The organism is Streptomyces sp. NPDC031274 (assembly GCF_055570235.1).
Genome location: NZ_JBVIHP010000013.1, coordinates 92,112 through 115,067, shown reverse-complemented (window position 1 = coordinate 115,067; position 22,956 = coordinate 92,112). Strand labels below are relative to the sequence as shown.

The window sequence follows — 22,956 nt, the reverse complement described above, 5'->3', positions numbered from 1 at the left end:
GGGCGTTTCGCCTGCCCCCGGTGCGCCCGGGCCCCCTCACATCTGGGACATTTTCGTATGCGCAAGAAGAAGCTGATCGCCGCCGCCATGCTGGCCGCGGCCACCCTCACCCTGTCCGCCTGCGGCAGTGGTGACGACAGCAAGAAGCCCGTCGCGGACGTCTCCGTCGAGTCCAACGGGGACAAGGCCGCGACCATCCTCGACAAGCCTTTCGAGAAGCCGGACCTCGTCCTCAAGGACACGCACGGCAAGAAGTACGACCTGCGCGAGCGGACCAAGGGCAAGCCGACGCTCATCTACTTCGGCTACACCAACTGCCCGGACGTCTGCCCCTTGACGATGAGCAACATCGCCGTCGCCAAGAAGCAGCTGCCCAAGGCCGAACAGGACAAGCTCCAGGTCGTCTTCGTCACCACCGACCCCGAGCGCGACACCTCTGCCGCCCTCGGCAAGTGGCTCAAGGCCCAGGACACCGACTTCATCGGTCTGACCGGTGACTTCGAGACCATCCAGGGCAGCGCCCGCACCCTCGGCATCAGCATCGAGCCCTCCAAGAAGGAGAAGGGCAAGGTCGTCTCGATGCACGGCACGCAGGTCATCGCGTTCTCGCCGAAGACCGACGCCGGTTACGTCCTGTACGGCGAGGACACCACCGTGGACGACTACACCAAGGACCTCCCCAAGATCATCAAGGGAGCGACTCCGTGAACCGCCGCACACTCATCAGCGGGGCCATGGCGCTGACGGCGGGGCTCGCCCTCGCTGGCTGCTCGGACTCGTCCGGCGGCAAGGAAGGCGCCAAGGCGTCGGACAAGCCCGAGCTCAAGGTCGCCGGTGCCTTCATGCCCGAACCCGCCATGGACACCATGGCCTCCGGGTTCTTCACCGTCACGAACAAGGGCGGCGGTGACAAGCTCACGTCGGTGACCAGCTCCATCGCCGAGAAGGTCACGCTGCACAGCACCAAGGACAGCGCGATGAAGGAGCAGAAGTCGTTCGACGTACCCGCGAACGGCGAGCTCGACTTCGCGCGGGGCGGCAACCACCTCATGTTCGAGGAGCTCAAGCACAAGCCGAAGCAGGGCGACAAGGTCGCGGTGACGCTGCACTTCGAGAAGTCGGACCCGATCGAGATCGAGGTTCCGGTGAAGGCCGCCACGTACAACCCCAAGCCCGGCAAGCACGCGTCGCACTGAGGGACTGATCGCTGATGCAGACCATCGCTCCCCGCTGTGGAGAACGCTCCGGGGCCACCAGAGCTCGCTCCGGGGCCGCAGCGCGCTTCGGGATACCACCCGGCGTCGGACGGCTCATGCTCGTCGTCGCCGTCTTCCTCGGCGCGCTGTTCGCCGCGGCGGCCCCCGTCTCCGCCCATGCGGCGCTGACGGGAAGCGACCCCAAGCAGGGGGCGGTGGTCGACAAGGCGCCCGCCAGTGTGTCGCTGACCTTCTCCGAGAAGGTCGCCATGTCCGACGGTTCCGTACGGGTGCTCGACCCGGCCGGCAAGCGCGTCGACACCGGCAAGACCAGTGACCTCGGGTCCAACACCTACGGCGTGAAGCTGCACAAGGGGCTGCCCGACGGCACCTTCACCGTCGCCTACCAAGTCGTCTCCGCCGACAGCCACCCCATCTCCGGGGCCTTCACCTTCTCCGTGGGCGCGCCGTCCGACACGAAGGTCGCGCTGCCTGACCAGGAAGTGGGCGGCGGATTCGTCGGCGGTCTCTACGGCTTCGCGCGCTACCTCTCGTACGCCGGATTCATCCTCGTCGTCGGCGGGGCGGCCTTCGTGCTCGGCTGCTGGCCGCGCGGCGCCGGTGTGCGGCCCGTGCAGCGCCTCGTGGTGTCCGGCTGGGTCACGCTCACCGCCTCCACCCTCGTACTGCTCCTGCTGCGCGCGCCCTACACCGGGTCGGGGAAGCTCGCCGACGCCTTCGACATGGCCAAGCTCGGCGACGTACTTCAAACGAAGACGGGAGCCGCGCTGGTCTCACGGCTGCTGCTGCTCGCCGCCGCCGCGCTGTTCATCGCGGTGCTCTTCGGTGCGTACGAGAAGCGGACCGACCCCAAGGAACGCAAGGACCTCACCTTCGGGCTCGCGATCGGCGGAGGCGTCGTCGCCCTCGGGCTCGGCGCGACCTGGGCCATGGCCGAGCACGCGTCGACCGGTATCCAGGCCGGACTCGCGATGCCCGTGGACGTCGTGCACCTGCTCGCCGTCGCCGCCTGGCTCGGCGGGCTCGCGGCGCTCGTCGTCGCCCTCTACTTCGCGCCGTCGGTGGACAGCGACGCGGTGCGGCGCTTCTCACGGGTGGCGTTCTGCAGCGTCATCGCCCTCGCCGCGACCGGGCTGTACCAGTCGTGGCGGCAGGTCGGCTCGTGGTCGGCGCTCACCGGTACGCGGTACGGACAGCTGCTCCTCCTCAAGGTCGGCCTGGTGGCCGTCCTCGTCGGCATTGCCTGGATCTCGCGGCGCTGGACGGCACGGATCGCGGAACAGGCGGGCGACATGGCCCCGGAGGCCGCGGCGGCGACCGTCGTCGAGCAGCGCGCGGAGAAGCGTTCAGAGAAGCCTGCGGGGCAGCTTTCGGAGAAGCTTTCGGAGAAGAACGCCGCGGCCGAGCGCGTGGAGAAGAAGCCGGTGACGGTGCCCGCCGGGGCCACCGGCGCGGACTCCAAGGATTCCAAGGACTCCAAGACATCCAAGGGCTCTCAGGACTCCAAGGACTCGACGCGCTCCGCCCAACTCGCCCGCCAGCAGGCCGCCATCAGCACCGCCCGCGAGAAGCGGATCCGCGACGCCGACCCCAACCGCTCCGGCCTGCGCCGCTCCGTGCTCGCCGAGGCGGGCGTCGCCGTCGTCCTGCTCGCCGTCACCACGATCCTCACCTCCACCGAGCCGGGGCGCACGGAGGAGGAAGCGGCAGCTTCGAAGACGGCGGCCGCCGCTCAGCGGTCAGGACCGCTCACCCTCAAGATCCCCTTCGACACCGGCTCCTCGGACGGCAAGGGCACCCTGCAGCTCGACCTCGACCCGGGCCGCACCGGCAGCAACGACATGCACATCTTCGTGAAGCGGCCGAACGGCAGCGCCTTCGACATCCCCGAGGTGAAGGTCTCCTTCACCCTCAAGTCGAAGGACCTCGGCCCACTGCCCGTCGTCCCCGACCACATCGCCACCGGACACTGGAGTTCGAGCGGGGTGCAGATTCCGATGGCGGGCGACTGGAAGATCGCGGTGACCGTCCGCACGTCCGACATCGACCAAGTGACCGTGAACAAGAACGCGCAGATCGGCTGAACGGAACCACCATGGCGGACAACGGGATTTCGAGGCGGCGGCTGATCGGCACCGCCGGCGCCACCGGTCTCGCGCTCGGCGCGGCGGGCGGTGCGGCCGGGTACGCCGCGGCGCCCTCGGACACCTCGGACGCCTCGTCGACGGGCCGGGCGGCGTCGCTGACGTCCCTCGGCGCGGACGAGGTCATGTTTCACGGGAAACATCAGCCGGGCATCACCACGCCCGTCCAGTCCCGGGGACATCTGGTGGCCTTCGACCTGGCGGCGGGCGCGGGCCGCAAGGAGGCGGCCGCCCTGCTGCGCCGCTGGTCGGCGACGGCCGAGCTGCTGATGGCGGGCAAGGCCACGACGGGCGAGGACACGGATGTCGCCCGCGATGCGGGGCCGTCGTCCCTGACCGTCACCTTCGGATTCGGGCACAGCTTCTTCGGGCGCACCGGCCTGGAGAAGCAGCGCCCGTCCGCGCTCGACCCGCTGCCCGACTTCTCCTCCGACCACCTCGACAAGGCGCGCAGCGACGGCGACCTGTGGGTGCAGATCGGCGCGAACGACCCGCTCGTCGCCTTCCACGCGCTGCGCGCGATCCAGAAGGAGGCCGGGGACGCGGCGCGGGTGCGCTGGCAGATGAACGGGTTCAACCGCTCGCCCGGCGCGACCGCGCAGCCGATGACGACGCGCAACCTCATGGGCCAGATCGACGGCTCGAACAACCCGAAGCCGTCGGAGGACGACTTCGACCGACGTATCTACGTTCCCGCCACAGGAGCCGCACGGGACCCTTCGTGGATGGCCGGCGGCTCGTACGTCGTCGTACGTCGCATCCGGATGCTCCTCGACGACTGGGAGAAGCTCGGCGTCAAGGACCAGGAGGCGGTCATCGGGCGCCACAAGTCGGACGGCTCACCGCTGACCGGCGGTACGGAGACCACCGAGCCGAAGCTGGAGAAGGCGGGCGCGGACGGCAAGTACGTCATCGCCCTCAACGCCCACGCCCGCATCACCCGGCCCGACCAGAACGGCGGCTCCGCGATGCTGCGCCGCCCGTTCTCGTACCACGACGGTTTCGACAAGAGCGGGGAGCCGGACGCGGGCCTGCTCTTCGTGTGCTGGCAGGCCGACCCGCTCCGCGGCTTCGTTCCGGTGCAGCGCAAGCTCGACCGGGGGGACGCCCTTTCGGAGTTCATCCGGCACGAGGCGAGCGGCCTCTTCGCGGTGCCGGGCGGGGCGGCGAAGGGCGAGTACGTGGGGCAGCGGTTGCTGGAGGGGTGAGTCGTCGGAGGGGTGAGCCGTGGAGAGGTGAGCCGTGGAGGGGCGAGCCTCATCCTCATCCCTTGTACCTGTGCACGGGGGAGGCAGGTGCCGCTGTACCTGTGCACGGGAGAGGCAGGTGCCGCTTCGTGAGACGCGTGAGCCAGGCCACGTACAGGCCATTAGGGTGACGGTATGTCGGCGATGCGCTACACCTATCTCGGCCCCGAGGGCACCTTCACCGAGGCTGCCCTCCGTACGCTCCCGGAAGCGGCCACCAGGGAGCTCGTCCCGATGGTGTCCGTACCGGCCGCCCTTGACGCGGTCCGCAGTGGTGACGCGGCGGCGGCGCTCGTACCGATCGAGAACTCGGTCGAGGGCGGTGTCACGACCACCGTCGACGAACTCGCCAAGGGCGAGCCCCTGATGATCTACCGCGAGGTCGTCCTGCCGATCGCCTTCGCGCTGCTCGTGCGGCCCGGCACGCAGCTCAAGGACATCAAGACGGTGACCGGCCACCCCGTGGCCCAGCCCCAGGTCCGCAACTGGCTCGCCGCGAACCTCCCTGACGCCCTGTGGGAGTCGGCGGCGTCGAACGCGGACGGCGCGCGCCTGGTCCAGGAGGGACGCTTCGACGCGGCCTTCGCGGGCGAGTTCGCGGCGGCGACGTACGGCCTCGAACCGCTGGTCAGCAACATCGCCGACGCGGCGACCGCCGAGACCCGCTTCGTGCTGGTCGGCCGCCCGGCCCGGCCCGCCGCGCCCACCGGCGCGGACAAGACCTCGGTGGTCATCTGGCTCGGCGACGACCACCCGGGCGCCCTGCTCGAACTGCTCCAGGAATTCGCCGTACGTGGGGTCAACCTGATGCGGATCGAATCGCGGCCCACCGGCCAGCGCATCGGTAACTACTGCTTCTCCGTGGACGCCGAAGGGCACATCACGGACCGCCGCGTGGGCGAGGCCCTGATGGGCCTCAAGCGGATCTGCCCGCAGGTGCGCTTCCTCGGGTCGTACCCGCGGGCGGGTGTGGCGCCCGGCGACCTGCCGCCGCTGCGGCCCGGGACGACCGATGGCGAGTTCCTCGCGGCGTCGGACTGGCTGACGCAGTGCCAGGACGGCCGGTTCTGAGCGGTCCTCAGCAGCCCTCAGCGGTTCCTCAGCGCTCCCTCAGCGCTCCCTGAGCGATTCCTGACTGGTTCCTGACTGGTTGCTGAGTGGTTGCTGAGTGGTTCCTGAGCGGTCTTACCTGCTGATTTACGTTGTCCACAAAGTTATCCACAGGCCCCCTTCTCGACCTGGGGACAAGTCGACAACGAAGCGTGACATGGTCGACAAATCGGCCTACAACCCACAAGTCCGTCCACAGTCGAGCACGTCACCCCTCGTCCACTCTTTTCCATTGATCAACTCTTTGGAGCGAACCATTTCCACTCGAAAGTGGGTGTGCGGGTGGTTTGGGACGGGAATCCTTCGTCGCGCTTGCGGCTTTCGGAACGACCCCTTCCGGCATCCACAGATCTTTCACACAGCCTGTGGATAACTTTTCGACAGGGGATATCCCTGTGGACAACCAGCGCGCCAAGTCCCGTTCCGCGCAAGGGGATCGGGTCAAGGAGGCGAACCCCCTCTGCCTCATATCGGGGAATGACACGCTTTCCGTTGACCTGGAACCGACCCCTGGCCGACCCTTGAATCGAACCGGAACCCATCGAGCCGCTTTCCGGAATTCCCATTCCGGCAAATCGGTCATAACGCCATAGCGTGGAATATCGAGTCGAGAGCCGGAACTGCTCGACGGTAGCCTGGTGGGGTGATTGACCTTCGCCTGCTCCGTGAGGACCCCGACCGTGTTCGCGCCTCCCAGCGCGCCCGTGGAGAGGACGTCGCGCTCGTCGACGCCCTGCTCTCCGCCGACGAGCGGCGCAGGTCGTCCGGGCTCCGCTTCGACGAGCTCCGTTCCGAGCAGAAGGCGCTCGGCAAGCTCATCCCCAAGGCCTCGGGTGACGAGAAGGCCGAGCTCCTGAAGAAGGCCGGCGAGCTCTCCACCGCCGTCAAGGCGGCCAACGCCGCACAGGACGAGGCGGACGAGGAGACCAAGCGTCTCCTGGGGCAGCTGGGCAACCTCGTCCACCCGGACGTCCCGGTCGGCGGCGAAGAGGACTTCGTCGTCCTCGACACGATCGGCACTCCTCGCGACTTCGCGGCCGAGGGCTTCGAGCCCAAGGACCACCTGGAACTCGGCGAGGCGCTCGGCGCCATCGACGTCGAGCGCGGCGCGAAGGTCTCAGGATCGCGCTTCTACTACCTGACCGGTGTCGGCGCGCTGCTCGAGCTGGCCCTGGTGAACGCGGCGATCGCGCAGGCGACGGAGGCAGGGTTCATCCCGATGCTGACGCCCGCCCTGGTCCGCCCGCGCGCCATGGAGGGCACGGGCTTCCTCGGCCAGGCCGCCGAGAACGTCTACCACCTGGAGAAGGACGACTACTACCTGGTCGGCACCTCCGAGGTAGCGCTCGCCGGCTACCACATGGACGAGATCATCGACGCCGACAAGCTCCCTCTGCGGTACGCGGGCTTCTCGCCCTGCTTCCGCCGTGAGGCGGGCACGTACGGCAAGGACACCCGCGGCATCTTCCGCGTGCACCAGTTCGACAAGGTCGAGATGTTCTCGTACGTCGACCCGGCGGACGCCGAGAACGAGCACCAGCGGCTCCTGGAGTGGGAGAAGCAGTGGCTGACCGGCCTCGGCCTGCCGTTCCAGGTGATCGACGTGGCCACGGGCGACCTGGGCTCGTCGGCGTCGCGGAAGTTCGACTGCGAGGCCTGGATCCCGACGCAGGGCAAGTACCGCGAGCTGACCTCCGCGTCGAACTGCGACAGCTTCCAGTCCCGCCGTCTGTCGATCCGGATGCGTGACGAGAGCGACGGCAAGAAGGTGACGCAGCCGCTCGCGACGTTGAACGGCACGCTCTGCGCCGTCCCGCGCACGATCGTCGCCCTCCTGGAGAATCACCAGCAGGCCGACGGCTCCGTGTGGGTGCCCGAGGTACTGCGTCCGTACCTGGGGGGCCGAGAGATCCTGGAGCCCATCAACAAGTGAGTCACCCTGCTCCTGCCACGCCGTCCTCTCCCCATCCGTCCTCTCCCACGCCGTCCTTCCCGTACAAGCTCGTCGCGACCGACCTCGACGGAACGCTCCTGCGCTCCGACGACACGGTCTCGGCGCGCACGCGCGACGCGCTCACCGCGGCCACCGCGGCGGGCGCCGCGCACATCGTCGTCACCGGCCGTGCCGTCCCCTGGACCCGGCACATCCTCGACGACCTGGGCTATGACGGCCTGGCGGTGTGCGGGCAGGGCGCGCAGGTCTACCACGCGGGCGAGCATCGGCTCCTCACGTCGGTCACGCTCGACCGGCAGCTGGCCGGTATCGCCCTCGCCAAGATAGAGGCGGAGATCGGCCCGCTGGCGCTTGCCGCGAGCCGTGACGGCCTCGACGGCGAGGTGATCGTCGGCCCCGGGTACCTGGTGCAGGAGGGCCCGCTGCCCGTCGTCCCGTTCACGGACGTCGCCGATCTATGGTCGGCTCCGCTGAACAAGGTGTACGTCCAGCACCCGGGCCTGAGCGACGACGCCTTGGCGTCGGTGGCCCGTGAGGTGGCGGGCGGTCTGGTCGGCGTGACGATGGCCGGCGAGGGCGTCGTCGAACTGCTCCCCCTCGGCCTCTCCAAAGCGACGGGCCTGTCCCTCGCGGCCCGCCGCCTGGGTGCGAAGGCCGCCGACACGATCGCCTTCGGCGACATGCCCAACGACATCCCGATGTTCGGCTGGGCGGCATACGGCGTGGCGATGGCCAACGCCCATGAGGAACTCAAGACGGTGGCGGACGAGGTGACGGCGTCGAACGAGGACGACGGCATCGCGACGGTGCTCGAGCGATTCCTGACGGCTTGACCGACCGCGCTGTGCCAACCGCACTGTGCCAACCGCACTGAGCCGACCGCACTGAGCCGACCGCACTGAGCCGGGCACCGAAAGATTCGGCCCCGGCTCAGTGCGACGTTGGGTGGGCGACCCGCGCAGTGAAGTACGCGCTCGAAGCGGCCGCCCCGGGCAACTCCCCCGTGGGCGGGACTCTACGGAGTGGCTGCTCCTCAGCGACTACTCCTCCCCGGCCAGCTTCAGCGACCGGAGCTTCTGCCCGGCGTACCACGTGGCGAGGACCGTGACGCCGACAAGGAGCACGGTGGCGACCGGCAGTCCGACGTCCGAGGTGACCAGGTCACCGCCCGCGGTCTTCTGGGCGACGGCGAGCGACCACTGCTGGACGCTGAGCGTGCGCGCCCCGGAGACGAGGGACCCGAAGAGGGCCTCCCACACGAGGGCGTAGACGAGTCCGAAGACCACCGCGTGCCGGGTGATGGTGCCGAGGAGCAGGAACATCGCGGCGTACGCGATCGAGGCGACCAGAGCGGCGATGGTGTACGCCACGGCGATCTGCTGGCCGTTGCCGTTCAGGATCATGCCCGCGATGAAGGTCGGAATCGCGGAGAAGGCCATGGTCACGGCTATGGCGACGGTGAGCTTGGTGACGATGATCGTGGGCCGCTTGACCGGCTTGGAGAGGAGGTAGACGACGGAGCCGTCGTCGATCTCCGGGCCGATGGCTCCGGTGCCCGCGATGACGCCGATGATCGGCACCATCGTGGCGAGCGCGAAGCCGCCGAGGAGGTCGGAGGCGACCTGGTCGTCGGCGCCGCTGAATCCGCGGACCGCGGCGGAGATGGCGATCAGCAGGACGGGCAGGGCGAAGAGGATCAGAGCCCGGCGGCGGCCGAGCAGGCCCCGGTAGGTGAGCCGGGCGACAGTGGGGTCGTACACGATGGCTCCCTTCAGGCCGCGACGAGATAGGAGAAGACCGACTCGAGGGACTCGTCCGAGGGCGAGACCGTGAGGAGCCGGATGTCGTGATCGCGGGCGATGCGTGGCAACAGGGCGGTGAAGCGCCCGAAGTCGATGGCTTGGATGCGCAGGGCGCCTTCCTTGAGGTCGACTTCGATTCCTGCCGTCGACGGGTCTGCGATCAGGGCGGCGGCCAGGGCGCGGTCGTCGCTGGAACGCACCAGGTAGCGGTGCGGGCGGTCGGTCATCAGTCGGCGGATCTTGCGGAAGTCACCGCTCGCCGCGTGCCGCCCTGCCACGACCACCTCGATGTGCGAGGCCAGTTGCTCGACCTCTTCGAGGATGTGCGAGGAGAACAGGACCGTGCGGCCCTCGTCCCCCATGCGCCGAAGCAGCTCCATCAGCTGCATGCGCTGGCGGGGGTCCATGCCGTTGAACGGCTCGTCGAGCAGGAGCACGGACGGTTCGTGGACGAGGGCGGAGGCCATCTTCACGCGCTGGCGCATGCCCTTGCTGTACGTCGAGATCTTGCGGTCCTGCGCGTACTCCATCTCGACCGTGGCGAGTGCCTTGTGTGCGGCCCGCTCGTCCAGACCGTGCAACTCCGCGTTGGCGACGACGAATTCGCGTCCGGTGAGGAAGTCGTACATCGCCTCGCGCTCGGGGACGATGCCGATGTCCTTGTAGATCTTTTCGTTGCGCCAGATCGGCTTGGCGTCGAGGGTGACGCTGCCGGTGGAGGGGGCGAGGAAGCCGCCCATCATGTTGATGAGGGTGGACTTGCCCGCGCCGTTCGGGCCGAGGAGGCCGGTGACACCGGGGCCGACGTTCATCGTGATGTCGTTGACCGCCACCACGTTGCCGAACCAGCGGCTGGTGTGGTCGATGAGAATAGTGCTCATGGGCGCGGCCCATTCCTTAGAAGGGTGGTGGCGGGCGACGGGTGGGCGCTCACAGCCCGACCTTTCGGTAGCGGCGCATCAGGGCGCCGTAGCAGCCCGCGATGAGGGCGAGGACGACGATCACGTAGACCACGCCCGTGCCGGACGAGGGCCCTTCCGCGCCGGGGAAGGCGGACGTCGCGCCGAGGAAGGCGGTCTGTACGCCGTCGATGAGCGTGATCGGCGAGAAGAGGCCGAGCCAGGCGATGACCTCGGTGCTGCCCTGTTCGTAGGCGATGGCCTGGACCGTGGACACCGCTCCGTAGCTGATGGTCAGAACGGCGATGACGGCGGCGATCCCGAAGCCGCGCCGGGGTGTGATCGCCGAGACGACAAGGGCGATGCCGGAGAAGAGGAGCGAGAGCAGCGCCACGGATACGAGCCCCTGGCCGAAGCCCTTTGTCTGGTCCGCGAAGTCGAGCTTGGCGAGCAGCGCCCCTACGTAGAGGACGAGCAGCGGTGCGGCCGTGAGGACGAAGAGGGCCGAGGCCATCGCCGCGAACTTGGCACGTACGTAGTCGCTGTGCTCGATGGGGCGGGAGAAGTAGAGGGGGACGGTCTTGAAGCGCAGGTCGCGGGAGACCGTCTGGGGGGCCTGGGCGGCGAGATAGAGACTGATGACGGCCTGCAACACGATCGCGTATCGGGTGTAGTCGAGGGGGAGTTCGTTCGCCTTGGTGGTCACGGCGACCGCCACCATGATCGCGGCGGGAACACACATCACCGCGAAGAGGATCATGGGCAGGACCTTGGACTTGGCCGAGCGGCCGAGTCCGTACGCCCCGCGCAGGCTCTGGGAGAAGAGCGAGCGGCGGGCGTAGGCGCGTCCCAGGCGCGCGCCGTCGTAGTTGCGATAGCCGATGTTGTGGATCTGGGTCTGTTCGCCGGCGTGTGCCGGGGGCTGCTCAACCGCCATGACGGACCGCCTCCTTCCGCGCTTCCGTCTTCCCGGGCTGTCCGGTCTGTCCCGTCCGCTCGGACTGTTCGGACTGTTCGGACTGGAAGACCTCTGCGATGTGGTGCCTTCGCTGTTCCATCCGGACCAGGCCGAGACCGAGGTCCGCGACGAGGTCGCGGACGAGGTCGTACGTCTCTTCGCCGTCCGCTTCGAGCAGCACGGTGTGCCCGGCGCCCGGCAGGCCGCTGCCCTCGTGGGTGGAGACCCCGCGCCCCTGCAGCGCCTCGCGGAACACTTTGGTGCCGTCGGGGTGTTCGTCGCTGTCCGTCACCTCGATGGCCAGCGTCGTGGTGATCTGGGTGAAGTCGGTGGTGGAGCTGGACCGCAGGAGCTTTCCGCCGTCGATGACGACGACGTGGTCGCAGGTGCGCTCCAGCTCGCCGAGCAGGTGCGAGGTGACCAGGACGGAGATGCCGAAGTCCGTGTGGACGCGGCGGATGAGGCCCAGCATCTCGTCGCGGCCCACGGGGTCGAGGCCGTTGGTCGGTTCGTCCAGGAAGACCAGGTCGGGGTCGTGGACGAGGGCCTGCGCGAGCTTCACGCGCTGCTTCATCCCGGTCGAGTAGCCCCCGATGGGGCGGTAGCGCTCTTCGTAGAGACCGACGTGCCGCAGCGTGTCCGCGGTGCGTTCACGGGCCGCCGTGGGCGGCAGGCCCGACATGCGCGCCATGTGGACGACGAACTCGGTGGCCGACACATCGGGCGGCAGACAGTCGTGCTCGGGCATATAGCCGACGCGCTCACGGATCTGGCCGCCACTGGTGGCGACGTCGAGGCCGAGCACAGCGGCGGTGCCCTCCGTGGCGGGGGACAGACCCAGCAGGATCTTGATCAGCGTGGACTTGCCGGCTCCATTGGCTCCGACGAGTCCGGTTACACCGGGCCCGATATCCATGGAGAGCCGGTCAAGCGCGGTCACCCTCGGGAACCGCTTGCTCAGGCTTTCGGTCGCGATCACAGTCACATTTCGAAGGTAGTGGCGCAGGCCACATCAAGCGTCAGACCAGGGTGCTGTCCTCGTATCACTCTCGGGTATTACGGGCCCGTAAGGGTCGTCCTGAGGTCGCCCCCTGGGGGACAACCCTCGGCTTCCCCCAGGAGTCGGGCCGGCCCGTGCACAGCTATTGACGTAGCCGCTGAGCATTGTCACATTCATCAGTGTCAAGTTACGAGCGCGTACTGCGATGGACCGGACACGGACGGACGGTGGCATGACCTCAGCGGTGGCAGGCGAACTCTCCGCGGAACTGCGGGGGTTCAGGGAAGTGCAGACCCTCGCGTATGAATGCGCGGAGGCGGTCGCGGCGCAGCTCAAGCCGGGTGTGACCGAGCGCGAGGCGGCGCGGATGCAGCGTGAATGGCTGCGTGAGCGGGGTGTGCGGGACTGGTTCCACCTGCCTTTCGCCTGGTTCGGGGACCGCACGGCGTTCGCGAACTTCCGGATACCGCTGCAGTTCTTCCCCACCAACCGCCGCCTTGAGCCGGGGATGCCGTTCATCCTCGACATGGCCCCGGTCCACAAGGGATACACGGCGGACATCGGCTACTCGGGCTGTCTCGGCCTCAATCCCCTGCACGACAAGCTCCTCTCCGACCTGGAGGCACACCGCGAGCTGCTCCTGCGCGAGGTGCGTGAGCGCCGCACGCTGCGCGAGATCTATGAGGACGTGGACCGGCTCATGGTCCGCCAGGGCTATGCCAACCGCCATCGCGCGTATCCCTTCGGAGTCATCGCGCACAAGATCGACCGGGTCAAGGAGCGCCGCAGGTCGCCGCATGTCTTCGGCTTCGGCACCCAGTCCCTGAAGGGCCTGGCGAGCGACGCGCTCCATGGCCACCGGGACGGCTGGTCCCCGCTGTGGTCGCCGTACAAATTCTCCGACCACCCGCCCCGGACGGGGCTGTGGGCGGTCGAACCGCACCTCGGATTCAGAGGTACGGGCGCGAAGTTCGAGGAGATCCTGGTCGTCACCGACTCCAAGGACCCCGAGCAGAGCGCGTTCTGGCTGGATGACGATCTGCCGCATGTGCGGCGCTGGGCTGAGGAGAGGGCCGCCGCATGACCGCGGAAGGAATCACCAAGGGAATCAAGGACGCCCGCGAGCGCTGGGTGCGCACGGGCGGAGTGGAGCTGTGCGTCGCCGAGCTCGGCGACCCGACGCAGCCCACGGTGCTGCTCGTCCACGGCTATCCGGACTCCAAAGAGGTCTGGTCGGACGTCGCCGAGCGCCTCGCCGACCGCTTCCACGTCGTGCTCTACGACGTGCGCGGACACGGCAGGTCCACGGCTCCGCAGCCGCTGCGCGGCGGCTTCACGCTGGAGAAGCTGACCGATGACTTCATGGCCGTCGCCGACGCGGTGAGCCCGGACAAGCCGATGCACCTGGTCGGCCACGACTGGGGCTCGGTGCAGGCCTGGGAGTTCGTCACGGTCAAACGCACCGAGGGGCGCATCGCGTCCTTCACCTCGATGTCGGGGCCCTCGCTCGACCACTTCGGGCACTGGATCAAGAAGCGGATGACCCGGCCCACCCCGCGCAAGGTCGGCCAGCTCCTGGGCCAGGGCGCCAAGTCCTGGTACGTGTACATGCTGCACACGCCGGTGCTCCCCGAGCTCGCCTGGCGCGGACCGCTCGGCAAGCAGTGGCCGAAGATCCTCCAGCGCATGGAGAAGGTGCCGGCGGGCGACTACCCGACGTCGTCGCTGCCGTCGGACGCCGCGCACGGAGCATGGCTCTACCGCGACAACGTCCGCGCGCGCATGCGCAGGCCCCGCGCCGACGCCTTCGCGCATGCGCCCGTGCAGCTCATCACGCCGTCCGGCGACATCTTCCTGTCGGAACGGCTCTATGACGAACTGGAGCTGTGGGCGCCGGAACTTGTACGCCGCAGCATCCCCGCCAAGCACTGGGTGCCCCGCACCCGGCCGGACCAACTGGCCGCGTGGATCACCGACTTCGTCACCACCAACGAGGACGGTGTGCCCGCGAAGAACAGCGTGGCCACAGGGAAGCACGCGGATCGCTTCGGCGGCCAGCTGATCCTGGTCACGGGCGCGGGCAGCGGCATCGGCCGGGCCACCGCCTTCGCGTTCGCCGAGGCGGGCGCACGCGTCGTGGCCGTCGACCGGGACGCGGAGAGCGCGGCGCGCACGGCGGAGATGTCCCGCCTGGTCGGCGCCCCCGAGGCCTGGGGCGAGACGGTCGACGTCACCGACGAGCAGGCCATGGAGAAGCTCGCCGAGAAGGTCGCCAGGGAGTACGGCATCGTCGACGTCCTGGTGAACAACGCGGGGATAGGCCTCTCCGGCTCCTTCCTCGACACGAGCGCCGAGGACTGGAAGAAGGTCCTCGACGTCAATCTGTGGGGCGTGATCCACGGTTGCCGGCTCTTCGGCAAGCAGATGGCCGAGCGCGGCCAGGGCGGCCACATCGTCAACACCGCGTCCGCGGCGGCGTATCAGCCGTCGAAGGCTCTGCCCGCCTACAGCACCTCCAAGGCCGCGGTCCTGATGCTCAGCGAGTGCCTGCGCGCGGAGCTCGCGGGCCAGGGCATCGGGGTCTCCGCGATATGCCCGGGCTTCGTGAACACGAACATCACATCGACCACGCACTTCGCCGGCGTCGACGCCGAGGAGGAGAAGCGCCGCCAGAAGAAGACCTCGCGCCTGTACGGCCTGCGGAACTACCCGCCGGAGAAGGTCGCCGACGCGATCCTGCGCGCGGTCGTCAAGAACCAGGCCGTCGTCCCGGTCACCCCGGAAGCCCGAGGCGCCCACCTCATGTCCCGCTTCACGCCCAAGGCCCTGCGCGCGATCGCTCGATTGGAGCCGCCGCTGTGAGCACGGAGAAGAGCACCGGGACGAACGCGGAGGAGCACTACACGATCGTTCCGCGCCGGGTCTCGTTCGACTGGGAACGGACCCCGCTGCACTGGATCCCGGACGAGCCCACCGCCACCCACGTCATCAACGTGCTGCATCTGCTGCTCCCGGCGGGGGAGCGGTGGTTCGTGAAGGTCTTCAAGGAAGGCCTGCCCCTGGTCACCGACCCGGTGCTCCTCAAGGACGTCAAAGGGTTCATGGGCCAGGAAGCCACGCACAGCGTGCAGCACGCGCATGTGCTCGACCACTTGGCGGCGGGGCGGCTCGACACCGCCGCGTTCACGAAGTACGTCGACTTCCTCTTCGAGAAACTCCTCGGCGAAAGGCCGCCGTTGGGGGCGCCGATACCGACGCAGGAGTGGCTGCGCTTCCGTCTCGCGGTCGTCGCGGCGATCGAGCAGTTCACGGCGGTCCTGGGGAACTGGGTGCTGCACGCCGAGGGCCTGGATCGCGCGGACGCCGACGCGGTCATGCTCGACCTGCTGCGCTGGCACGGCGCGGAAGAGGTGGAGCACCGCTCCGTCGCCTTCGACATGTATCAGCACTGCGGCGGCGACGGCCTGCCCCGCTATGCCCGTCGTATCGCGGGCATGACGGTCACCGCTCCCGTGATGCTGTACCTGTGGATCTGGGGCACCGCCTATCTGATGCGCCGGGATCCGCAGCTCGCGGGCCGCCTTCGCTACTCCCTGGCTGAGCACAACAAGGCGGTCGGGAAGGGTTTGCTACCCACATGGCGAGAGCTCGGTACGGCCATACCCCGCTATCTGCGGCGGTCGTACCATCCCTCGCAGGAAGGCTCGCTGCGCAAGGCCGTCGAATATCTGGCGGAGTCACCCGCGGCGCGGGCCGCGGCCGCTGCGGTCGGCCGAGCGGCCATCGCCTAGCACGAGGTTCTACGGAGGCGGGAGCGTGGACGAGCAGTCGGGCGCGGGGCAGGGGGCAGCGGGTCACCACGGCCCCGAGCACAGGCCGGTGGAGTACCGCATCGAGGATCTGGCGCACCACAGCGGCACCACGGTCCGTACGATCCGCGCCTACCAGGACCGCGGCCTGCTCCCCCGGCCCGAGCGGCGCGGCCGGGCGAATGTGTACGGCGACGCGCATCTGGCCCGGTTGAGACAGATCGCCGATCTGCTCGACCGGGGCTACACCCTGGCCTCCATAAAGGAGCTGCTGGAGGCCTGGGACACGGGCCGGGGGCTGGGTGGCGTCCTGGGGCTCGCCGCCGAGGTCGAGGGGCCGTGGACGGACGAGAAGGCCGACCGGATGACCCGGGCGGAGCTGGACGCGGCGTTCGGCGGCGATCCGGACGACGCGGCGGTGGCCGACGCGATCGCGCTCGGCATCCTTGAGCCCATGCCGGGCCGGGACGACGAATTCCTGGTTCCGAGTCCTCAGGAGCTCGCGGTGGCAGCGGAGTTGCATGCCGCCGGAGTCCCACTCTCCGCGATCTCGGGCCACCTGCGGGAGTTGAGAGGACAGGTGGAGCACATAGCCTCCCGCTTCCTGGAGTTCACGACCGAGCATGTCTTCGCCCGTTATCTCGGGCATCACCCGCCGAGCGAGTCGGACGCGGCGGAGGCGGCCGCTCTCGTACGGCGTCTGAGGCCCCTCGCCCAGCAGTCGGTCGACGCCGAACTGGCACGGGCCATGCGCCTGTTCGCCACCCGGCACCTCCAGCACCATCTCGCATCAGGACAACCGGCCCAACGGACGAATGAGCCGTTCCCGGTGGCAGTGCCCGCCGCGACAATGCAGGCCGTGGAGGGCCTCGTTGGCCGGGAGAACGCGGAGGCGTTCATCGCCGCGGCCACTGAACGGGAAGTACAGGCCAGGACATTGGACGCACTTGCCGCAAGTCATGGCAATCAGGGATCTGTTGACCAAAAGGCCTAAATACTCTGGCCGTTGTCCACAGAATCGCCAATTCCCCTGTGGATAACTCGACTTGGCTGTGGATCAAACCTGTGGACGAAAAGTGACGGATGAAAAGTCGGTGGACGAAAATCAAGTGCGGGGAGAACGGTTCGGAGCGAGGCTGAATGGATGAATGGAGAACCCCCCTCCGATGAGGTCACCGATGAGGTGGCTGCCGAGCGGCGCACCGTGAAGGTGTCGAAATACCTCTCCAGGCACCTGCGCCACCAGCCCGAGAGAATCGGGCTCACTCTCGACGAGAGTGGCTGGGTGGAGATCGATGCCCTCATAGCCGCCGCGACGGCACACGGTTTCCGCTTCACCCGTGCCGAGCTCGAACACGTGGTGGCCGTGAACGACAAACAGCGTTTCGCCGTGGAGGACGGCCGGATCCGCGCCAGTCAGGGACACTCTGTCGACGTCGACCTCAATCTGCCTCCGGCGACCCCGCCCGCGTATCTGTTCCACGGCACGGTGGCTCGCAATATGGCCGCGATCCGCGCCGAAGGCCTGCGCCCGATGAACCGTCATGCCGTGCATCTCTCGCCCGACCGCGAGACCGCTACCCGCGTCGGCGCCCGCCGTGGGCGGCCCGTCGTGCTCTCCGTCGACGCGGGCGCGATGCACCGCGACGGGCATGTGTTCCAGGTCAGCGCCAACGGCGTCTGGCTCACCGGCGCCGTGCCCCCTGGCTATCTCCGCTTCCCGGACAAGCACTGACCGGGAAGGATCGGCGCGACCACGGACCCCGAAGGAGCACTGCCCGTGATCGCCCTCACACCCCGGCTGAGCAGCAGATTTCGGTGAAAGCCGAGCAGGTCCGCGGGGCATACGCTCTGATACATGAGTTTGCGTCTGAGCACCGTGATCCTGCCCGTTCGCCGCTGGCACGAGGGCGGCAAGGAGCGTTGGCAGCGAGCTGAGGAGCTCGGCTTCCACACCGCGTACACCTATGACCACCTCTCCTGGCGGACCTTCCGCGACGGGCCCTGGTTCGGTGCGGTGCCCACCCTGACCGCCGCCGCGGCAGCCACCGACCGGCTGCGCCTGGGCACCCTGGTCACCTCGCCGAACTTCCGGCACCCGGTGACCCTCGCCAAGGACCTGATCACGCTGGACGACGTGTCCGACGGCCGGATCACCCTCGGTATCGGCGCGGGCGGCAACGGCTTCGACGCCACCGCGCTGCTCAAGTCCGGCGAGGAGCCTTGGACGCCGCGCCAGCGGGCCGACCACTTCGGCGAGTTCCTGCCCCTGCTCGACCGCCTTCTTACTGAAGATGTCGTTTCGCACGAGGGCGAGTACTACTCGGCATCCGAGGTGCGGAACATCCCGGGCTGTGTCCAGCGCCCCCGGTTGCCCTTCGCGGTGGCCGCCACCGGGCCGCGCGGCCTGAAGCTCGCGGCGCGTCACGGACAGGCGTGGGTGACCACGGGCGACCCGAAGCTCTTCGAGAACGGCACCCCGGAGCAGTCACTTCAAGCCATCCGCGGACAGGCGGACAAGCTCGCCGCGGCCTGTGACGCGATCGGCCGCGACGCCGCCGAACTCGACAAGATCCTGCTCACCGGATTCACCCCGGACCGCCCCCTGGACTCCTTCGACGCCTTCGTGGACTTCGCCGGCAACCACGCTGAGCTGGGCTTCAACGAGATCGTTCTGCACTGGCCGCTTCCGGAGACGGATTTCGCGGCCGACGAGAAGATCTTCGAACGGATCGCCACGGAGGCTCTGGTCCAGCTGGGCAGCGGCACAGCAGGGGCGTAAAGGCACTCAGATGTGCGCCCCAGCGCACGCCCGTGCACGTATGTGCGGGACAATCGATGGCGTGACCTCAGCTACCCCACGGCCCAGGACCACGGCCGCCTCCGTCCCCCACCGGCCCACGGCCCGGCTGATCGCCACCGACCTGGACGGCACCCTGCTGCGTGACGACAAGTCCGTGTCCGACCGCACCGTCGCCGCACTCGACGCCGCCGAGCGGGCCGGGATCGAGGTCTTCTTCGTGACCGGCCGCCCGGCCCGCTGGATGGACGTCGTCAGCGCTCACGTCCACGGCCACGGTCTCGCCATCTGCGGCAACGGCGCCGCCGTGGTCGACCTGCACGACGGCTCCGGCGGCCACCGCTTCGTGAAGGTGCGTGAGCTGCGGCGCCGGGACGCACTCGACGTCGTCGGCCTGCTGCGCGCGGCGATCCCCGGCACATCCTTCGCGGTCGAGCGGACCGGCGGACTGCACCACGAACCGACTTACCCTCCGCTGCACTTGGAGCCCGGCGAGAGCATCGCCCCCGCGGAGAAGCTCCTCGCCGAGGACTCCGACAACGCGACCCAGCCCATCCTGAAGGTCCTCGCCTTCCACCCCGAGCTCGCGCCCGACGACTTCCTGGTCGAGGCCCGCGCGGCCGTGCGCGGACAGGTGGAGATCACCCGCTCGAGCCCGAGCGCCCTGCTCGAGATCAGCGGCCCCGGCGTCTCCAAGGCCAGCACCCTTGAGCTGTGCTGCGCCGAGCGCGGCATCATGCCCGAGGAAGTCGTCGCCTTCGGGGACATGCCGAACGACATCGAGATGCTCACCTGGGCGGGCACCTCGTACGCGATGGGCAACGCGCACCCGGACGTGCTCGCCGCCGCATCGGGGCGCACGGTCGCCAACAACGAGGACGGCGTCGCGGTCGTCATCGAACGGATCCTGAGCGAGCAGCAGGACAGCCGGAGCGACTGACTCCGGCGCAGGAGCAAGGCAGCCGGAGCGACTGACCCCGCCGCTGGAGCAAGGCAGCCGGAGCGACTGACCCCGGCACTGGAGCAGAGCCGCTAGACCCGCACTCCCCGCTCGTCCAGCCACTTGACGGGATCCACCCCGGACCCCAGATACGGCGTGAGCCGCACCTCGAAATGCAGGTGCGGCCCCGTCGAGTTGCCGGTCGTGCCCGCCTGCCCGAGCCACTCACCGGGGCGCACCCGATCCCCCTGGTCGACGGTGACGGCGGCCAGATGCGCGTACTGCGTGTAGTAGCCGCCCTTGTGCGACACCACGACCTCGATGCCGAAGCCGCCTCCGCACGACACAGACACCACCCGGCCCGCGCCGACCGCCCGCACCGGCGCCCCGATGCCGACCGCGAAGTCCTGCCCGGTGTGCCGATGCGACCAGCGCGAACCGGCGCTGTCGAAGCCCGCCGACAGTTCGTACGTCTTCACGGGCGTCATCCACGCGCGCGTGGAGGCCGTTCTCGGCTGATCCAGGCGTACGGCACCCCTGCACCGCCCGGCCGCGACCGACCGGTCGGCCTCGCCCTGCAAGGTCCACTGCGCCGACTCCAGCTTGCTCTCGATCCCGCGCTTGAGCTTCGTGAGGCCCGCGTTGCGCCGGTCCAGGGTGCGTTTGGCGCGGTCCGCCGTGCGTTTGGCGTCCGCGAGCCTGGCGGCGGCCCGCTGGGTCTTGGTGACGGCGTTGGTGACGGCGAGGTCCGCCTGCCACATCAGCCGCTGACCTCGCATCAGCTCTTCCGGACTGTCGGCGAGCAGGAGTTGGGCGGTCTGGGAAAGGCCGCCCCCACTGCGGTACTGGGCACTGGCCATCTGGCCGAGATCTCCGTGCAGCACATCGACCGCGTGCCGCTCCTTCTTGAGAAGCCGGCCCAGTTTCCGGACCTTCGCGCGTTGCGCCTTGGCGGCGCGCCGCCCCTCTTCGTAGCGCACGGTCGCCGCGGAAGCCTCCTCATAGAGGCGGGCCACTTCAGCGCTCGTGTCCGGTCCTTCGGAGGCATCGGCGTACAGGGGGCACAGGAGCGCGCACAGCAGTAACGACACGACGACGAGCGGGAGGTGGGTTCCGCGGTGGCTCAAGCGCATTCACGGATCGTTGCCCCGAGGCCGTCTCCGGGTCCCGCCCGGCTCGTACACCCGGGGCAACCGGTGCCCCGAACAGCCCCCTTCCGTACGGCCGAACAGGGCCCCTGCCAATCCCCACCAGTGCCGAGCCCCACCAGTGCCAAGCCCACTAATAGGGCGCCTGCCACACCACCGTCGTACCGGCGCCGTCCTCCCCGATACCGGCCCCGTACCAACTGTCCCCGCCGAGCGACTCCGCCCGCCTCTTGAGGTTCCGCAGGCCGCTGCGCCTGCCGCCCTCCGCGATGCCGACCCCGTCGTCCGACACCGTCAGGCGTACGCCCCGCTGCTCGTCGGGGAGGCTCACCGTCGAGTCGACGACGACATCGATATGGTCGGCCCGCGCGTGCCGGAACGCGTTGGACAGCGCCTCGCGCAGCGCCGCGATGAGGTTCTTGCCGGTGAGTTCGCCGACCACGGTGTCGACAGGGCCCACGAAGTGGTGCGAGGGCTTGAAGCCGAGCGGCACAGCCGCCATGTTGATCTCGCGCAGGACACGCGTACGCAGCCCGGAGGGAGCCTCGGCCGGGCCCTGCTGCAAGGCGAAGATCGCCGTCCGGATCTCCTGGATCGTCACGTCCAGCTCGTCGACGGCCTTGCCCACACCCGTCTGCACCTCGGGCACGACGGACCTGCGCTGGGCGCTCTCCAGCATCATCCCGGTGGCGAACAGGCGCTGGATGACGAGGTCGTGCAGGTCCCGGGCGATCCGGTCGCGGTCCTCGTACACCGCGAGCCGTTCACGGTCGCGCTGCGCCTCGGCCATCATCAGCGCGAGCGCGGCCTGCGAGGCGAACTGGGTGGCGAGGGTCCGCTCGGTCTCGCTGAACGGCCGTGCGCCACGCGCGCGTGGCGTGACGAGCGTCCCCATGACACGGCCGTCGCTCTGCAACGGCAGCATCATGACGGGGCCGTAGTCGCGGGCGAGGTCGGTCATGACGCGCGGATCGGTGGCCGCGTCGTCGAGGAACACGGAGTCCCCGGCGAGCAGGTCGGCGATGATCCGGCTCTCCGGGGGGACGATCACGCCGAGCACACCGGAGGGTTCGTCCGAGGAGACGGCGACGATCTCCATGCCGCCCTCCTCGTCGGGCAGGAGCACGATCCCGGCGGCCGAGTCGGCCAAATGGCGGGCCTGCTCGGCGACGACGGCGAGCGCCTCCTCCGCGTCGCTGCCCGAGAGCAGTGCCGTGGTGACCGCCACGGAGCCGTCGATCCAGCGTTCGCGCTGCATGGCGGCCTCGTAGAGGCGGGCGTTGCCGATGGCGATGCCCGCCTCCGTGGCGAGCACGCGGACCATGTGCGCGTCGTACTCGTTGAAGTCGGCGCCGCCCCGCTTCTCGGTCAAGTAGAGGTTGCCGAAGATCTCGCCCTGGACGCGGATGGGGACGCCGAGGAAGGTCCGCATCGGCGGGTGATGGGCCGGGAAGCCGCACGAGCGCGGGTCGGCCGACAGGTCCGCGAGGCGCAGGGTCTCCGGCTGGTGGATGAGGGCCCCGAGCAGCCCCTTGTGTCCGTCGGGCAGGCGTCCGATCCGGTCGGCGGTCTCCTCGTCGATGCCGAAGTGGACGAAGTCGGAGAGGCCCTTGCCGTCTTCGGAGACGACGCCGATCGCCGCGTAGTGGGCGTCCGCGAGCTCGGCCGCCGTCTCGCAGATGCGGTCGAGCGTGGTGTGCAGTTCGAGCCCGGCGCCGACGGAGCGCATCGCCTCAAGCAGTTGCGGCACGCGCGCGGTCAGCTCGGGGGAGAGCCCCTGAAGGCTGTGGGTCGCCTTCTTCGCCGCCTCGATCGGGTCCGGCGTACCCGGTGTGCCGTCGGGTTGCGGAGAGGCGGCGGAAGCCGAGGGGGCTGACATGCCTTTGAGAGTAGTTAGTCCTATTTGGCGAGGAAAGTCGAGGCCCGCC

Annotated in this window: 20 protein-coding genes; 14 read left to right on the top strand and 6 right to left on the bottom strand. The window is 69.0% G+C overall.

Annotation, left to right across the window (positions count from 1 at the left end):
• The first annotated feature begins 57 nt into the window (after positions 1 to 57).
• The 7 genes from ACZ5CR_RS21695 to ACZ5CR_RS21665 all read left to right on the top strand — a co-directional run bounded on the left by ACZ5CR_RS21695 (position 58) and on the right by ACZ5CR_RS21665 (position 8,505).
• On the top strand, positions 58 to 708 hold the full coding sequence (locus ACZ5CR_RS21695) for an SCO family protein (RefSeq protein WP_468859758.1): 651 nt from the start codon (positions 58 to 60) through the stop codon (positions 706 to 708).
• Positions 705 to 1,196, top strand: a complete 492-nt coding sequence (locus ACZ5CR_RS21690) for a copper chaperone PCu(A)C (protein WP_468859755.1) — start codon at positions 705 to 707, stop codon at positions 1,194 to 1,196. Before ACZ5CR_RS21695 ends, ACZ5CR_RS21690 begins: the two co-directional genes overlap by 4 nt.
• A 116-nt stretch (positions 1,197 to 1,312) precedes the next feature.
• Positions 1,313 to 3,301: a copper resistance CopC/CopD family protein gene (locus ACZ5CR_RS21685; RefSeq protein ID WP_468859754.1), complete on the top strand. Its 1,989-nt coding sequence runs from the start codon at positions 1,313 to 1,315 to the stop codon at positions 3,299 to 3,301.
• An 11-nt stretch (positions 3,302 to 3,312) separates the two neighbouring features.
• Positions 3,313 to 4,569, top strand: coding sequence for an iron uptake transporter deferrochelatase/peroxidase subunit (gene efeB, locus ACZ5CR_RS21680; RefSeq protein WP_468859752.1), 1,257 nt, complete (start codon positions 3,313 to 3,315; stop codon positions 4,567 to 4,569).
• A 174-nt stretch (positions 4,570 to 4,743) separates the two neighbouring features.
• A complete protein-coding gene (gene pheA / locus ACZ5CR_RS21675) occupies positions 4,744 to 5,679 on the top strand; it encodes a prephenate dehydratase (RefSeq protein ID WP_468859750.1) in 936 nt (311 codons plus the stop codon).
• Positions 5,680 to 6,361: 682 nt separating this feature from the next.
• Entirely contained in the window at positions 6,362 to 7,651 is a 1,290-nt protein-coding gene (gene serS, locus ACZ5CR_RS21670; protein ID WP_389902855.1) for a serine--tRNA ligase, read from the top strand.
• Positions 7,648 to 8,505, top strand: coding sequence for an HAD family hydrolase (locus tag ACZ5CR_RS21665; RefSeq protein WP_468859748.1), 858 nt, complete (start codon positions 7,648 to 7,650; stop codon positions 8,503 to 8,505). Before serS ends, ACZ5CR_RS21665 begins: the two co-directional genes overlap by 4 nt.
• 207 nt (positions 8,506 to 8,712) lie before the next feature.
• Here the strand turns inward: ACZ5CR_RS21665 and ACZ5CR_RS21660 are convergent, their stop codons facing one another.
• The 4 genes from ACZ5CR_RS21660 to ACZ5CR_RS21645 are packed head-to-tail and all read right to left on the bottom strand — an operon-like array spanning position 8,713 to position 12,310.
• Positions 8,713 to 9,432 carry an ABC transporter permease gene (locus ACZ5CR_RS21660; RefSeq protein ID WP_468859746.1) on the bottom strand — a complete coding sequence of 240 codons (720 nt, stop codon included), beginning with the start codon at positions 9,430 to 9,432 and terminating at the stop codon, positions 8,713 to 8,715.
• 11 nt (positions 9,433 to 9,443) lie between these two features.
• Positions 9,444 to 10,355, bottom strand: a complete 912-nt coding sequence (locus tag ACZ5CR_RS21655) for an ABC transporter ATP-binding protein (protein ID WP_468859745.1) — start codon at positions 10,353 to 10,355, stop codon at positions 9,444 to 9,446.
• A gap of 49 nt (positions 10,356 to 10,404) precedes the next feature.
• Entirely contained in the window at positions 10,405 to 11,310 is a 906-nt protein-coding gene (locus ACZ5CR_RS21650) for an ABC transporter permease (protein ID WP_468859744.1), read from the bottom strand.
• Positions 11,300 to 12,310 carry an ABC transporter ATP-binding protein gene (locus tag ACZ5CR_RS21645; protein ID WP_468859965.1) on the bottom strand — a complete coding sequence of 337 codons (1,011 nt, stop codon included), beginning with the start codon at positions 12,308 to 12,310 and terminating at the stop codon, positions 11,300 to 11,302. Before ACZ5CR_RS21645 ends, ACZ5CR_RS21650 begins: the two co-directional genes overlap by 11 nt.
• 253 nt (positions 12,311 to 12,563) lie before the next feature.
• On the opposite strand from ACZ5CR_RS21645, the gene ACZ5CR_RS21640 reads away from it, so the two are divergent.
• The 7 genes from ACZ5CR_RS21640 (at position 12,564) to ACZ5CR_RS21610 (ending at position 19,880) form a co-directional block, all read left to right on the top strand.
• Positions 12,564 to 13,415: a M24 family metallopeptidase gene (locus ACZ5CR_RS21640; protein ID WP_468859743.1), complete on the top strand. Its 852-nt coding sequence runs from the start codon at positions 12,564 to 12,566 to the stop codon at positions 13,413 to 13,415.
• On the top strand, positions 13,412 to 15,193 hold the full coding sequence (locus tag ACZ5CR_RS21635; protein WP_468859742.1) for an SDR family oxidoreductase: 1,782 nt from the start codon (positions 13,412 to 13,414) through the stop codon (positions 15,191 to 15,193). Before ACZ5CR_RS21640 ends, ACZ5CR_RS21635 begins: the two co-directional genes overlap by 4 nt.
• Positions 15,190 to 16,122 carry a metal-dependent hydrolase gene (locus ACZ5CR_RS21630; RefSeq protein ID WP_468859741.1) on the top strand — a complete coding sequence of 311 codons (933 nt, stop codon included), beginning with the start codon at positions 15,190 to 15,192 and terminating at the stop codon, positions 16,120 to 16,122. The genes ACZ5CR_RS21635 and ACZ5CR_RS21630 overlap by 4 nt, the downstream gene beginning before the upstream one ends.
• An 88-nt stretch (positions 16,123 to 16,210) precedes the next feature.
• Positions 16,211 to 17,134 (top strand): MerR family transcriptional regulator, encoded by a 924-nt coding sequence (locus tag ACZ5CR_RS21625; RefSeq protein WP_468859963.1) that lies wholly within the window; start codon positions 16,211 to 16,213, stop codon positions 17,132 to 17,134.
• Positions 17,135 to 17,284: 150 nt separating this feature from the next.
• The gene (locus tag ACZ5CR_RS21620) at positions 17,285 to 17,875 is read left to right on the top strand and encodes an RNA 2'-phosphotransferase (protein WP_468859740.1); all 591 of its coding nucleotides are present in this window, start codon (positions 17,285 to 17,287) and stop codon (positions 17,873 to 17,875) included.
• Positions 17,876 to 17,998: 123 nt separating this feature from the next.
• Positions 17,999 to 18,922, top strand: a complete 924-nt coding sequence (locus ACZ5CR_RS21615) for an LLM class flavin-dependent oxidoreductase (RefSeq protein WP_468859739.1) — start codon at positions 17,999 to 18,001, stop codon at positions 18,920 to 18,922.
• A gap of 61 nt (positions 18,923 to 18,983) precedes the next feature.
• The gene (locus ACZ5CR_RS21610) at positions 18,984 to 19,880 is read left to right on the top strand and encodes a Cof-type HAD-IIB family hydrolase (RefSeq protein ID WP_468859738.1); all 897 of its coding nucleotides are present in this window, start codon (positions 18,984 to 18,986) and stop codon (positions 19,878 to 19,880) included.
• 92 nt (positions 19,881 to 19,972) lie between these two features.
• On the opposite strand, the gene ACZ5CR_RS21605 is transcribed toward ACZ5CR_RS21610, so the two are convergent.
• Both ACZ5CR_RS21605 and ACZ5CR_RS21600 read right to left on the bottom strand, forming a co-directional pair.
• Positions 19,973 to 21,013: a M23 family metallopeptidase gene (locus ACZ5CR_RS21605; RefSeq protein ID WP_468859737.1), complete on the bottom strand. Its 1,041-nt coding sequence runs from the start codon at positions 21,011 to 21,013 to the stop codon at positions 19,973 to 19,975.
• Positions 21,014 to 21,161: 148 nt separating this feature from the next.
• Positions 21,162 to 22,907, bottom strand: coding sequence for a GAF domain-containing sensor histidine kinase (locus ACZ5CR_RS21600; protein ID WP_468859736.1), 1,746 nt, complete (start codon positions 22,905 to 22,907; stop codon positions 21,162 to 21,164).
• Positions 22,908 to 22,956 lie beyond the last annotated feature (49 nt).